Consider the following 13,864-nt stretch of genomic DNA (forward strand, 5'->3'; position numbering starts at 1 on the left):
TTTCATAGCAAATCTCACTTCTAGTCTTGATTTATACTATAAGAATAGGCCAAAACTGACTCAGATGCATAGGCATGAAAAGTAATGATGCGGGTAGCTTAGTTCATACAGGTTTTCAAACAACATTTGAATCTTTTAGAGATGGGTTAGCTGACTATTTAGATAAACCTGAAGTGTTAAAGAGTACAGGTATTATCCATTGTGTTGGTCATAGTTTAGGTGGTGCATTAGCGACTTTAGTTGCAAATTGGGTTAAAGCTAAATATAACAAAACAGTTTACTTATAAACCTTTCGACCTATATCCAAACGAAGTTTGGACATAAAAAAGAGTAACCGCGATTACTCAAGGTTACTCTTTATTCGGGAGCACTCTCTACTCTGGGTCACTCTCTACTCTGGGTCACTCTCTGCTCAGGATCACTCTCTATTCTGGGTCATAGTCCAATATCGGTGACAACCATCGCTCTGTCTCTGCTAAGGTCATGCCCTTACGTTTAGCATAATCTTCAACTTGATCTTTACCAATATTGGTCACGCCAAAATAGCGTGATTTTGGGTGGGCAAAGTACCAGCCAGACACTGCAGCGGTTGGGTACATGGCGAAGCTTTCGGTAATGTTTAAATCAATCGTTTCATCGGGTTTGAGTAAATCCCACAACAAACCTTTTTCAGTATGATCCGGACACGCTGGGTAACCTGGTGCTGGACGAATACCTTTATAACGTTCGCGAATTAACGCTTCGTTATCGAGTATTTCATCGGCGGCATACCCCCAAAACTCTTTACGGACGCGCTCGTGCATACGCTCGGCCAAGGCTTCGGCTAAACGGTCGGCTAAACATTTGAGCATAATCGCATTGTAGTCATCATGGTTGGCTTCAAAACGGGCTACATGTTGATCAATACCGTGACCTGTTGTCACCGCAAACCCGCCCATGTAATCGGCAACGCCGCTGTCTTTAGGGGCAACAAAGTCTGATAAACAGAAGTTGTCGTTACCCACGCGTTCAAGTTGCATGCGCAGATGATGGGTGGTCATTTCCAATGTGGTGCGAGTGTCATCGGTATACAGTTCAATGTCGTCGTGATTAACGGTATTGGCTGGGAATAAACCGATGACGGCTTTGGCGGTAAGCCACTTTTCAGCAATAATTTGCTTCAGCATGGCTTGGCCATCGGCGAATAATTTAACCGCTTCTTCACCGACCACTTTGTCTTTTAAAATTTCAGGGTAATGACCGTGCAGTTCCCAGCTTCTAAAGAACGGTGTCCAGTCAATACGTTCAACTAAATCATCTAGCGGGTAGTCATCAAATACTTGGCGACCTAACACGTTAGGCGTAAATGGGCGGTAGTTTTCCCAGTCATGTTGGCAACGGTTTTCACGCGCCGCTTCAATCGACACTAAGGTTTTACGCTTGGTTTGCGATAAGCGTTTTTCACGCATCATGTCGTATTCAGCATAGGCTTCGTCGATGGTGGCTTGGCGGGTGGTATTGTTAATCAGTTTCGACACCATAGGCACGGCGCGGGATGCATCGGCAATATAAATGGCGCCGTGTGGATAATGCGGCGCTATTTTCACAGCCGTATGAATTTTAGAGCAAGTCGCCCCGCCGATAATGGCCGGAATGGTTAAGCCTTCACGGTGGAAGGTTTTCACGTTGTGGACCATTTCATCAAGGCTTGGGGTAATGAGCCCTGACATGCCGATGATGTCGATATTATGCTCTTTAACGGCATCGAGAATTTTATCAACCGATACCATCACCCCAAGATCGACCACTTCGTAGCCGTTACAAGCGAGCACGACGCCGACGATATTTTTACCGATGTCGTGCACATCACCTTTTACGGTGACCATTAAAATTCGTCCGTTTGACTGACCCGCAACCTTCTCTAGTTCGATATAAGGATTAAGGTAAGCAACGGCTTTTTTCATCACTCGAGCCGATTTAACCACTTGCGGTAAGAACATTTTGCCCGCGCCAAATAAGTCACCGACTACGTTCATGCCGTCCATTAATGCCCCTTCTATCACATCAAGTGGGCGGGTGGCTTCTTGGCGTGCAGCCTCGGTGTCTTGGTCAATAAATTCAGTAATGCCTTTGACCAAGGCGTGCGACAACCGCTTGGACACCGGCCAGCTACGCCAGGCTAAATCTTCTTTTTTGGCCACTTGGGAGCCATCGCCGCGAAAGGTTTCGGCGATGTCGAGTAGCTGTTCGGTGTTGCTTGAGTCGGCAACCGGGCAAGGTAAGTTTTGTACTACGTTTTCAACCCGTTTTTTAAGCTCGGGATCTATATCATCGTATATGGTTAACTGACCCGCGTTGACAATGCCCATGTCCATGCCGGCTTGAATAGCATGGTATAAAAATACCGCATGAATCGCTTCACGTACTGGGTTGTTACCCCTAAACGAGAATGACACGTTAGACACACCACCGGAGATCATTGCATGTGGCAAGGTGGTTTTGATGTCTTTAATGGCTTCGATAAAGTCGACAGCATAGTTGTCGTGTTCATCAATACCGGTGGCAATGGCGAAGATGTTGGGGTCGAAAATAATATCTTCTGGTGGAAAGCCGACCACATCAACCAAAATACGGTAAGCACGGGTACAGATTTGGGTTTTACGTTCACGCGTGTCGGCTTGGCCGTCTTCGTCAAAGGCCATTATAATGGCGGCGGCGCCATAGCGTTTCACTAAGGTGGCTTGCTCGATAAATTTGGCTTCACCTTCTTTCATCGAAATCGAGTTAACAATGGACTTGCCTTGGACGCATTTAAGGCCCGCTTCAATCACTTCCCATTTAGACGAGTCGATCATGATCGGCACGCGGGAGATATCTGGCTCAGAGGCAATTAAGTTTAAAAACTTCGCCATGGAAGCCACGCCATCGAGCATGCCTTCGTCCATGTTGACGTCGATAATTTGGGCGCCGTTTTCGACTTGCTCGCGCACCACATCGAGGGCTTCTTCAAACTTTTCTTGCTTAATTAAGCGTAAAAACTTGGCTGAGCCTGTCACGTTGGCGCGCTCGCCGACGTTGACGAATAGCGAGTTTTTATCGATGGTCAGTGGCTCTAACCCCGACAACCGACACGCCACAGGAATGTCTGGAATGTGTCTTGGTTCATGTCTGAGTACTGCTTCACGAATGGCATTAATGTGGGCGGGGGTGCTACCGCAACAACCGCCGACAATATTGAGCATGCCTTCTTGGGCCCATTGGTTGATGACTTCAGCCATCTCTTCTGGGGTTTCATCGTAGCCGCCAAACTCGTTGGGTAAGCCCGCATTTGGATGGGCGGAAACATAACACTCGGCAATACGTGACAATTCTTCAACGTAAGGACGCAGCTCTTTTGGCCCAAGGGCGCAGTTAAGGCCAATGGATAACGGCTTAATGTGGCGCAGTGAGTTATAAAACGCTTCGGTAGTTTGGCCGGTTAAGGTGCGGCCCGATGCGTCGGTGATGGTGCCGGAGATCATAACGGGTAAGCGATCGCCAAGTTGATCAAATACTTTTTCAATCGCAAATAGGGCGGCTTTGGCGTTTAAGGTATCAAAAATGGTTTCAACCATAATGATATCGGCGCCGCCTTCGATTAAGGCGCTGGTCGATTCGACATAGGCTTCGACGAGTTGATCAAAGCTGACATTACGAAACCCTGGGTCGTTCACGTCTGGGCTGATAGAACAGGTGCGGTTAGTTGGCCCTAATACGCCGGCAACGTAACGTGGCAAGCCTGTTTGCGCAGCTACTTCGTCGGCAGCTTGGCGGGCAATTCTGGCACCGGCTAAGTTAATTTCGGCGGCCAGTGACTGCATGTCGTAGTCGGCCATAGCAATGGTGGTAGCGTTAAAGGTATTGGTTTCAATAATGTCGGCACCGTTCAATAGGTACTGAGTATGAATATCTTTAATGATTTGCGCTTGGCTGAGTACTAATAAGTCATTGTTGCCTTTAACATCGCAATGCCAATCTTTAAAGCGCTCACCACGATAATCTTCTTCTTCCAACTTATGGTCTTGGATCATGGTGCCCATGGCGCCATCTAAAATCACAATTCGCTGCGCTAACAATGCATTAAGTTGTTCAAGTGTTTGACTGTAAGAAGTCGATTTAGCCATAACAGTTACCTTTTTATCACTATGTTGCTTGATACCTTGATTGAGATAAGCATACCCTTATTTTTACAATAATAGGGCGATAACATCATTTCTGTGTACAACTGTTGATTACAATTGCTGCTTACAATGCGCATCTTCTAAATGATTACCTTTTAAGATAGCCTTTTGGACATATAAACGTATAGACGTCTATACTACGCGAGTTTTCACCGCCAGAGCAAGGCTGATTTAACTTCTACTTGGGTTAAGCGATGGGGGACGTCAGTTAGCCGCAGAAATGTTCAACCAATCAACATAATAGTAGGTGTTTTTTATTGATCTAAGCCTATGTTTAATAGAAATTTATTATCAATATATGTTTATTATCTTATTCGATTGCTTCAGGCTGCTTGTCGTCAAACAGGTTGAGGATGACAAGCCCAATGAGGCCGAACACTTGAGCATCCAAATGACAACATACTATGGCTTTAAAACCGAGTTGAGTTATAGGGCGTAACTCAAGCTGTTTCAGCAACATATTGCCAATTTTTATCACAAGCTTGGAAAGCGGCAAAGTCTACGATGTAGCCAATATTGCAGCATAGGGAGAAACGTTTAATGACAGATACCGTCTTCTGCCAGAAGGCACTAGATAAAAAACTGAGATAAAAACCCTACATGGTTATACAAAGGTTCTAAAGCATTAACCAAATCACCTCCCCGCTAAACATAAAGGGTTATACTCATGCTGTTATAGTTTTTTATTCATATTTAACAACTTGTTAATAGCTGTATTCTTCGTTATCGCTGATTTTGTGGAATTATTTCACTGCCAATTAATGTGCTCTGCTCTTAAAATAATTCTTTAACTGAGGAATTCTGTATGCCTGATAGCAAGAATAAAGTGGGACGCCCCAGTGGAGAGACCCAAAATCGCGATAAGCTTATTCAGGCGGCAAGATCTCTTTTTGTCGAACGTGACTACTCTCAGGTTACCGTTCGTGATGTCGCGGCGCTTGCAGGCACTGATCCTGGGCTTATTCGCTATTACTTTGGCTCTAAACAAAATCTGTTTATCGCGATGTTGCGAGAGACTGCGGCGCCAGTGAAACAAGAGCTCTACAAGGTGAATAAAGAAAAACAAGCCCATGGCCCGGCAAGCTTGATGCAGACCTACTATCAAGTGATGTCAGCGCATCCCCATTTCCCAAGATTAATTTTCCGTCTGGCAGGCCTAGATCAAAGTATTCCCGAAAATAAAGAGATAACCAAGGTGTTTAACGAAATTGTCAATGTGGATGACATCATGATGTTTGATAAACTCGAAGCTAAGGGACTGTTGCACGATGATGTTGATATCCATTGCGCTCAACTGAGTTTTTTTTCGATGATGATCTTTCCATTTATTGTGCCCGAAGGGTTCTTGAGTCGACTCGGTATACAAATCACCCCAGAATTTTTAATGAAACTTGCACAGCAAAATACCAATCTGCTTGCAAGAGGCTTGATGCCGACAAAGGACAAAAATAATGACCAGTAATAAGAAACGTTTTCTGCTCCCCGGTGTCCTAGGCGGAATGCTGATATTATTTTTAGCTATAGCCCTAAAACCATCACCCTCGGTTGTCCAGAGTTATGATAAAGCCAGGGCGGTTGACATTCTCACCCTGGACAAAACCTTGCTGGCCCCAAGAATACAGGGGTTTGGTCGCGTGACACCTAAGCATATATGGCAAGCCGTCGCCGAAGTGAGTGGCAAAGTTATCTACCGCCACCCTCAGCTTGAAACGGGCCGAATGTTACCAAAGGATACCTTGGTGCTAGAGATAGACCCTCTGGAATATGAGTTGAAGCTGGCACAGGCACAAGCGAGTCTCAATGCTACGTCGGCACAACTGACAAGGCTCGATCAGCAGGAGCGAAACCTCAATACCAGCCTGCAGATAGAGAACCAGAAACTGGATCTGGCTAAGCAGGAATATCAACGTAAGCTCACCCTCAAAAAGCGTAATTTGGTGTCGATTTCTGAACTTGAAAGTCAGCATCAGTCCTTGTTGGTACAAACCAAGTTGGTAGAAGATCTGCAAAACTCAATTAAGCTCCTTCCCGACGATAGAAAAGTGAGCCAAGCACAGCAAAGCGTCGATGTTGCACAGTTAGAAGATGCCCGCAGAAGACTGAAACAAACCAAGGTTGTGCTGCCTTTCGATGCCAGAGTGGCCGATATCAACATTGAGCAAGATCAGGTGGTTGCCATGGGCTCAACTATGTTGATCGCTCACCAACTCGGTACTGCGGAGATAATGGCTGAAATATCGCTGCAGGACATGCGCACTTTAGTCAGCAGTATTGAAATGATCCCTGAACAAAATAGTCTACCTTCTTTTGAGCTCTTAGCATTACAAGCCGATGTAGAGTTTCAGGTAGGAAGCAATCGTTTTACTTGGCCAGCTAAAGTCACCCGGGTGGCTGAAACGGTTAATCCGAATCAGGCTACCATCGGCTTATATCTTGAGGTTGAGCAGGATATTCGTCAGCTTAAGCCATTCAGTCGGCCTCCTTTGACCAAGGGAATGTTTGTTTCAGCGCGGATATACGGCCAGGCAAAGCCACATTTTATCGTCCCCGAGAAGGCGCTTCACGGTGACAAGCTATATCTGATGAGCTCGGATAATAAACTGATGATAAAACCGGTGACCATTTTGTTCCGTAATCAAGATCAAGTGGCGATTAAAGCAGACGTTATCGTTGGTGATAACATTGTGCTCAACGATCTTATTCCCGCTATCCCAGGCATGTCTTTAAGAGATATCTCATCAGACCTCGACGTTAATGCTGCTGAGCAATCTCAGGTGAACCGAGAGGAGGCCGGTCAGTGATCGCTTATATCACCCGTCATCCGACCTTAGCTAATTTGTTGATGCTCAGCCTACTCTTGCTCGGATTATTGAGTTTGGGATCAATAAAACGTGAGACTTTTCCAGAGTTTGCGCCTCCCTATGTTACCGCTACCGTGGTTTATCCCGGCGCGTCGCCGATAGAAGTGGAAGAAAGTCTATGTCTGCGTATGGAAGATGCGGTCGATGGGCTAGGCAATGTCGAAGAAGTAAAATGTGACGCACAAGAAGGCGTCGCGTCCATGACTATCAAGCTGGACGGCAAAGCCGATATTGGGCGCGCTATTGTGGATGTGCAAACCCAGATCAATGGGATTAAAAACTTTCCATCACAAATTGAACCGCCGATCGTTAAAGAGCTCGATTGGGCCGAACCTGTTGTTGATATCGCTATTTCGGCCGATGCCAGCTGGCCCCATCTGAAGCATTATGCCGAGGATCTCAAACGTCGCTTGAAAATCGATGCCGGAGTGAGTCTGGTATCCGTTGTTGGCTTTTCCGATCATCAACTGCGGGTTGAGCTTAATCAAATCGATATGCGCCGTTTGGGGCTGACTGCAACCGACATTGCCGATGAAGTGGGTCGGCAAAATGTGAAGATCCCTGCCGGTAATATTGAGTTAACAGATAAAAATCTGCTGCTGAGATTCGATGAGCGCAAAGTCACGCCAGCGGCGTTAAAGCAAACCATCGTGGCCTCTACCAGCGACGGCAGCGTGGTCCGACTCGGCGATATTGCCACCGTGACTGACCGATTTGAACTCGATGAAGAGCACATCTTTTTCAACGGGCAGCACGCCGCCATACTCAAGGTGAAGAAGAACAAAGCCGATGATGCCTTAAGAATAAAACAGAAAGTAAGCCGTTTTATCGAGCAAGAGCGTTTACGTGTGCCCGATGGCGTGAATTTGACCTTGACCAACGATCTCTCGTCGCTGCTTAAAGATCGTCTGGATATGATGTTAACCAATGGCTGGCAAGGGATCATCCTAGTCTTCTTTAGCATGTGGTTATTTTTCTCTTTGCGTTACTCTTTTTGGGTATCGGCAGGTCTTCCGGTTGCCTTTTTAGGCGGCATCTATTTGATGAGTCTCTTTGGCGTCTCTATTAACATCATGAGTTTAGTCGGTTTGCTTATGGCCATCGGGATCATGATGGATGATGCCATCGTTATCGCCGAGTCTATCGCCTCCCATGTCGACCGGGGCTTAGCGCCACATGATGCCGTGGTTCAAGGGGTTAAAAAGGTTGCCCCAGGAGTGGTCTCCTCATTTCTAACCACCATTTTAATCTTCAGTAGCTTACTTGGGCTCGATGGTCAGATGGGCGCCGTACTCTCAGCTATCCCGACGGTGCTGATTATGGTGCTCAGTATCAGTTTGATTGAGGCATTTTTAATCTTGCCCAACCATTTAAACCATTCATTAAGCCATGTCCCCAAGAAAGCGCCTAGGCCTGAGCTTAAATTTAAGCGAGATTTCTTAGCCGCATTCGAAACGTTTCGTAATACGACACTCGTTAATGCGGTTAGGTTTGTGGTGCATTGGCGCTACGCCAGCGTTGGCATAACCTTAGGTATCTTGCTCTCATCTGTGGCGCTGGTTGCCGGTGGCGTGTTGAAATTCTTGCCCTTTCCGGAACTTGATGGTGATATCGCCGAAGTGAGAATTATCCTGCCACCTGGCAGCCCATTGAGTTCGACTCAGGAGGTTGTCGAACAAGTGATCCTCAGTGCTAAAGAGACGGCTGCTCGCTATACCCAAGACGTGGAAGAGGGCGTTGAGCTTATTGAAGATATTACCGCACAGTTTAATTTTAATGCCGATGCGGGCGAGAAAGGGCCTCATGTGGCGACGGTTAGGTTAGATCTCTTGTCGGCCGAAACTCGAAATACGCTAATAGAAGATTTTATCGAAGATTGGCGCGACGGTACGGTTGAGCTGGCAGCCCCCTTGTCTATGGTCTTTAAGCAGCCAACGATGGGGCCTGCGGGTCGTGATATCGAGGTTCGCCTGCTAGGTGATGATCTGGATATGCTAAAGCAGGCCTCGGTGTCGCTGCAATCTTATCTTGTCAGGTTCGATGGTATCAACGGTATTCTCGATGATATGCGTCCGGGGAAAGAGGAAATTAAGGTCAGTCTGAGGCCCGGAGCGGAAGTCTTCGGCATCGATGGTCAGTTGGTCGCCAATCAACTGCGCAGTGCTTTCTTTGGCCAACGGGCCGATGAGATCCAAATTGGGCCCGAGAATATCGAAATTGAAGTTAGGCTGAATAAGGAGCAAGCAGGCGATCTTCATGCATTGGCTAACTTTCCCATTATGTTAGCCAATGGGGAGCAGTTGCCTCTGTCGGCGATCGCCAAATTAGAGCATCAACGATCTTATGTCCGTATTCAGCGGATCAATAGCCAACGTTCGGTTACCGTGATGGCCGATGTTGACAACCGCAAGGGTAATTCCACCGAAACATTAGCTAAGATAAAATCCGATTGGCTGCCGCAAGCCACTGAAGATTATCCTGGGGTTAAGGTCGACTTCGAAGGCTCGGCAAAAGAGACTGCGAAGACGGGCGCCTCTCTTGGTAAGGGATTCCTTATCGGAATATTTGGACTTTTTGTCATACTCAGTTTTCAATTCAGGAGTTACCTCGAGCCTGTGGTGGTGATGTTGGCAATACCCTTGTCTTTGATAGGCGTGCTTTGGGGGCATGTGCTACTTGGCTATAACCTATCTATGCCATCGATTATGGGCTTTATCTCCCTTGCAGGCATAGTCGTCAATGACTCTATCTTGCTGGTGCAATATATACGTCATCATGTCGATGAAGGTGATAGCGTTCATGAAGCAGTTGTAAGTGCCAGTCGGGAACGATTTAGGGCGGTATTTTTAACGTCGCTGACGACGGCAGCAGGTCTGTTACCCCTATTGCTCGAAACGAGTCTTCAGGCGCAAGTAGTACAGCCCTTGGTTGTCTCAATCGTATTCGGGATCTTTGCCTCTACCTTGATGGTGTTATTTATTATTCCTTGTGCCTACGCGATTTTGGCTGACTTTGGCTTGGTGAAGAAACATCAAAAAATTTAGCGAGAGGGAGTAAATTACTGCCATTATCTTGTAATGGCAGTGGTCAGATACCCAAACGACCTCGACATGCAGGAGCCAGCATGTCGAGAAGTGACTGCGTTCAAGGTCGTTAATTACTCCTGCATAAACGAGATTGCCATCTTCTGTGGTGGTCTTGGTAACATAGCCGTACTCGTTAACCTCAGCGCAGGAGATAACGGCTTATCCAACAGTCCTTTATCCCGCTAACTGCGTTGCATTAACTTGCAATAGGCTCGCTATTGACGGGTCAATGCGCCTTGTTAGTCAAACAAATGACCCGTTTGAGATGAAATAAGCTGCTCACGTTGGCAATTGCCCCGGTGCGTTATTGGTGACTCACGGTGGCATGATGCGCTGCTTAATGGAATATGTGCTTAAGGCTGGCCAATGTAGCGGATTATTCGCTAACCTAGCGATCCCCTATGCTGCTATTATGGTGCTCGATATCTATTGGCTTGATATATATTGGCTTGACGATATTGATAAGCTTGACTGTTTTCAATCTGTTGTAATGGATAGCAAGGTAGCTAAAGTGAGCATTACATAGGCTTAACGCGTCATATTGATAGTCATAGAATTATCACCATAACGTTATATTAATAGCTTAATAATCATATTGTTATAATCGAAGCATCATATTAATAGCTTAATAACCATAGCTTAATAACCATAGCTTAATAACCATAGCGTTATAATCGACTCATCAGAACCATAGCGCCATAATCATAGTGCCTTTCAAGGTATTGGGAATTGGGATAAGCCCAAACTGTACCCGCAACTGTAGATGGACCAATTAACCATTGGTGCATAAGTCAGATACCAGCTTTGAATTGCCTCAATATCCATGCCTAAGCGGGTGACTTAGGGGAGTTTTTAAATAGATGTATGTGTTAATTAATTGGACATGGCGAGGTCATTTACATGTCTGAATCAGTATTGGATGTCAATCATCTCTTTTGGCAAGTCGATAATAAAACCATTCTAGCTGATATTCATTTCAGTTTGCCTAGAGGCCAAATGCTAGGGCTCATTGGCCCCAATGGTGCGGGTAAGTCGAGTCTGTTACGTTGCTTGTATCGTTATATTGAGCCAACTAGCGGCGATATTGAAATTTTTTCCAAACCCATCAGTGGTTTTTCCTCTAAATCGTTAGCGCAGAGTATTGCTGTGGTGCAACAAGATACCCCGCATTATTTTGATATGACTACTGAGCAGTTAGTGACAATGGGGCTAACACCGCATAAAAACTTGTTTGACCCCAACACAGCGCAAGACCGAGAACGTATTTTAAGTGCATTAACCAAAGTGGGATTGCAGCAAAAAGCGCAGCAACAGTATGAGCTATTATCTGGTGGTGAAAAACAACGTGCACTAATTGCCCGAGCCATTGTGCAACAGCCACATATTCTTATATTAGATGAACCTACCAATCATTTAGATATTCGTTATCAAATTCAAATCCTTGAACTCGTCGTATCACTAGGGATCAGTGTCATTGCTTCTATACATGACCTGAATTTAGCCAGTGCGATGTGCGATAAATTACTGCTACTCGACCAAGGGCGGTTAATTGCTAAAGGTACCCCAACAGAAGTACTCACCGAGCGGCAAATTAGTGAGGTGTTTGGCGTTTGCTGCCACGTCAATGATCATCCACAACATGGTAACCCCCTCATCAGTTATTTCTATGGTTACCAGGCAAGCAAGAAAGGATGCTCTGATCATGATTGATGCATCGCAACGTCGGTATTATGTGTGTTTCAGTTTGTTGGTATTTGCCACGCTACTTACCCCTATTTTTGCGGCCAGTTTTGGTGCAGCCAATATTGATCTTAATGACGTATTGATCATTTTCAATACTTTATGGGGGGGTGACATACCGAGTTCTATTGATGGCAGTGAGCATGCTATCGAGTTGAGCCAACGTATTGTGCTTGAATTACGCTTGCCGCGGATTTTGTTAGCCTTTGTGGCTGGTGCTGGCTTGTCTATCGCGGGCAGCGTATTGCAAACCGTGACCCGTAATCCGCTAGCCGACCCTTACTTATTTGGCATTAGCTCTGGGGCGTCATTTGGTGCTGTGTTGGTGGTGTCATTATTCAGCCAAACAGGCTTGTTTGCGGAGATATTTTCAGGCGCATTGTCGATAAAACCAAGCTTTACGGCACAACCTTGGTGGTCTTGGTCGACATTAAGCATCCCGATTGGGGCATTTATTGGCGCCAGTTTATCGGTATTGATTGTGTTTATATTGTCGGCTTCTGGTCAAAGTAGTCAAGTTGAACGTATGTTGTTGTCTGGTGTGGCGACCTCGTTTCTGTTCGGCGCACTAACTAGTTTGCTGTTGTATTTCTCTAGCCCACAGGCTGCGGCATCAGTGTTATTTTGGAGCTTAGGCAGTTTTGCCAAAGCCAGTTGGTCTAATTTACTATTACCCAGTGTGACGGTTGGTATTAGTTTGTTAATTATGTTGGCGTTTAGACGGCAAATTATGGCGCTAAAAGCGGGTGATGAAACCGCTCACACCTTAGGCATTAATGTCGCTAAATTGCGTTTAAGTATGTTGTTACTGTGTTCACTGATCACCGCGATGTTGGTGGCGACGTGTGGGGGCATTGGTTTTGTGGGGTTGATGATCCCGCACACGGTTAGGCTATTGTTTTCCGGACGTCAGCCGCTGATCTTAACCGCGATGTTGGGGGGATTATTTATGGTGTGGATTGACGTGATAGCGCGATGTATTTTATCGAACCAAGAATTGCCTGTCGGTATTATCACTGCCGCTTTGGGCAGTGTATTTTTCTTGTTTATTTTGCGTCAACGCCGTTAACAGATCTTATTGACTGACAAGTGTCGTTAAGTCGGTTTTGAGCTTGAGATAATTGATTGCCCGATATTATAGCCGCTAACGGGCTAAGCCAATGTTATTGTTCAACGTTTAGGCGCAGGTGCTCAGGCGATACATTTAGCGCCGGCAATGGGCTTGAAAAAGTCGCCTAAGGCTTAGAGCATACTCGTCAGCGGGTGCACGTCTTGTTGGTGCTGGTTGCAATGTCATTGCTTTGGGTAAAATGGTTATAGGCAATACTTGTGCCGCAACTGCGGTAATGTCAGCTATGCTGAATATCATTATTGCGTAATGTGCTGTGTATTGAGCAATATGTTGAGCAGTGTATTGAGCAATGTGTTGAGCAGTGTATTGAGTAATGTGTTAAGCAGTGTATTAAGCAGTGTATTAAGCAATGTATTGAGTAATGTGTTGAGCAGTGTATTGAGCCGTGTATTGGTCGATGCACGGGAATTGATGATGCAACCTAGGACACTAACCCCCGATTAATTAACCAAGCGTTAGACTTACATCGTCATGAGTAAGTCTGTTCATGGGCCATTTTAGCCCTTTAGCTGGCGTTAGAATCGTGTCAATGATTGGGGCGATTTTAGTGGCTAGGGAACAAAAATATGAGTGATGATTGATGGTTTTATCGCTACTGCTGCAGCATGAGTTGCGGTAACATTATTTCCACCATCAAGAGATTATTGAGTCTTTGCTCATCAGTGGCAAGAGCAAGGAAATAAGCTTCTATTACAACAGCTACAAGCTACACTATTGTTGTCGCTGGGATTAAGGCTTGGAGAGGGTACTGGCGCTGCATTGGCGTTAATTCAAGCTACGGTGAATTTTTACAATCAAATGGCCAGTTTCTATGGTGCTGGTGTTAATAATGCGGTTTAAGGGTAC

At 45.8% G+C, this 13,864-nt stretch carries 10 protein-coding genes, 1 pseudogene and 1 riboswitch; of the genes and pseudogenes, 10 read left to right on the forward strand and 1 reads right to left on the reverse strand.

The genetic code is table 11. From position 1 onward, the window contains the following. Positions 1–74 precede the first annotated feature (74 nt). The gene (locus AAEY93_RS15070) at positions 75–287 is read left to right on the forward strand and encodes a lipase family protein (RefSeq protein WP_351077983.1); all 213 of its coding nucleotides are present in this window, start codon (positions 75–77) and stop codon (positions 285–287) included. A 138-nt stretch (positions 288–425) separates the two neighbouring features. On the opposite strand, the gene metH is transcribed toward AAEY93_RS15070, so the two are convergent. Next, the gene (gene metH, locus AAEY93_RS15075; protein ID WP_351077986.1) at positions 426–4,142 is read right to left on the reverse strand and encodes a methionine synthase; all 3,717 of its coding nucleotides are present in this window, start codon (positions 4,140–4,142) and stop codon (positions 426–428) included. 862 nt (positions 4,143–5,004) lie between these two features. Between metH and AAEY93_RS15080 the strand changes: the two genes are divergently transcribed. From AAEY93_RS15080 to AAEY93_RS15120, 9 genes and pseudogenes are all read left to right on the forward strand, one after another. After that, complete coding sequence (locus tag AAEY93_RS15080) at positions 5,005–5,661, forward strand: TetR/AcrR family transcriptional regulator (protein WP_124013684.1); 657 nt, start codon at positions 5,005–5,007, stop codon at positions 5,659–5,661. Beyond that, positions 5,651–7,000: an efflux RND transporter periplasmic adaptor subunit gene (locus tag AAEY93_RS15085; protein WP_351077990.1), complete on the forward strand. Its 1,350-nt coding sequence runs from the start codon at positions 5,651–5,653 to the stop codon at positions 6,998–7,000. Before AAEY93_RS15080 ends, AAEY93_RS15085 begins: the two co-directional genes overlap by 11 nt. Further along, positions 6,997–10,104, forward strand: coding sequence for an efflux RND transporter permease subunit (locus tag AAEY93_RS15090; protein ID WP_351077993.1), 3,108 nt, complete (start codon positions 6,997–6,999; stop codon positions 10,102–10,104). Before AAEY93_RS15085 ends, AAEY93_RS15090 begins: the two co-directional genes overlap by 4 nt. 349 nt (positions 10,105–10,453) lie before the next feature. After that, a complete protein-coding gene (locus AAEY93_RS15095; protein WP_351077996.1) occupies positions 10,454–10,672 on the forward strand; it encodes a hypothetical protein in 219 nt (72 codons plus the stop codon). A gap of 174 nt (positions 10,673–10,846) precedes the next feature. Continuing rightward, positions 10,847–10,967, forward strand: a riboswitch (cobalamin riboswitch). A 79-nt stretch (positions 10,968–11,046) separates the two neighbouring features. Further along, a complete protein-coding gene (locus tag AAEY93_RS15100) occupies positions 11,047–11,856 on the forward strand; it encodes an ABC transporter ATP-binding protein (protein ID WP_351077999.1) in 810 nt (269 codons plus the stop codon). After that, positions 11,849–12,955, forward strand: a complete 1,107-nt coding sequence (locus AAEY93_RS15105; RefSeq protein ID WP_335688498.1) for a FecCD family ABC transporter permease — start codon at positions 11,849–11,851, stop codon at positions 12,953–12,955. Before AAEY93_RS15100 ends, AAEY93_RS15105 begins: the two co-directional genes overlap by 8 nt. A 241-nt stretch (positions 12,956–13,196) precedes the next feature. Beyond that, positions 13,197–13,265 carry a hypothetical protein gene (locus AAEY93_RS15110; protein WP_233768685.1) on the forward strand — a complete coding sequence of 23 codons (69 nt, stop codon included), beginning with the start codon at positions 13,197–13,199 and terminating at the stop codon, positions 13,263–13,265. A gap of 11 nt (positions 13,266–13,276) precedes the next feature. Continuing rightward, positions 13,277–13,462, forward strand: a complete 186-nt coding sequence (locus tag AAEY93_RS15115; RefSeq protein ID WP_351078002.1) for a hypothetical protein — start codon at positions 13,277–13,279, stop codon at positions 13,460–13,462. A 61-nt stretch (positions 13,463–13,523) separates the two neighbouring features. Beyond that, positions 13,524–13,858: pseudogene (locus AAEY93_RS15120) on the forward strand (nicotinate-nucleotide--dimethylbenzimidazole phosphoribosyltransferase); the annotation flags it as partial. Positions 13,859–13,864 lie beyond the last annotated feature (6 nt).

The organism is Shewanella sp. CAL98-MNA-CIBAN-0140 (assembly GCF_040309905.1).
Classification (GTDB): Bacteria; Pseudomonadota; Gammaproteobacteria; order Enterobacterales; family Shewanellaceae; genus Shewanella; species Shewanella psychromarinicola.